This is a genomic window from Bradyrhizobium sp. CFUWI (genome assembly GCF_056429085.1).
This window is the reverse complement of record NZ_JBWJZE010000203.1, coordinates 1-445: the sequence shown is the minus strand read 5'-3', so window position 1 is coordinate 445 and position 445 is coordinate 1. Positions and strand designations below refer to the sequence as shown.

Here is a 445-nt window from a genome sequence, read left to right as displayed (position 1 = left end):
GGGCAGGGCGGCGCGGTGCGTCTCCACGCCGGGAAAGCGCGCGAACTGCAGGGACAGGGAAAGCTGGTTCAGTGCCATGGGATGCGCGATGTCAGGCGGCCGGGGTGCGGCTGCTGCGCTGGGCGTCGTAGGCATCCACGATGCGCGCCACGAGCGGATGCCGCACCACGTCGGCGGTGGTGAAGCGCGTCACCGCGATGCCCTTCACGCGCTTGAGCACGCGCTCGGCGTCGATCAGGCCGCTCATCGCGCCCTTGGGCAGGTCGATCTGGCTCACGTCGCCCGTCACCACCGCCTTGGCGCCGAAGCCGATGCGCGTGAGGAACATCTTCATCTGCTCGGGCGTGGTGTTCTGCGCCTCGTCGAGGATCACGAAGGCATTGTTGAGCGTGCGCCCGCGCATGAAGGCGAGCGGCGCGATCTCCAGCGCGTTGCGCTCGAACGC

The 445-nt window shown here is 69.2% G+C and carries 1 protein-coding gene; it reads right to left on the bottom strand.

Translation table 11 applies throughout. The features are described 5' to 3' along the window. Positions 1-91 precede the first annotated feature (91 nt). The coding region (locus AC066S_RS39430) for a PhoH family protein (RefSeq protein ID WP_478272002.1) at positions 92-445 on the bottom strand (354 nt) is incomplete at its 5' end.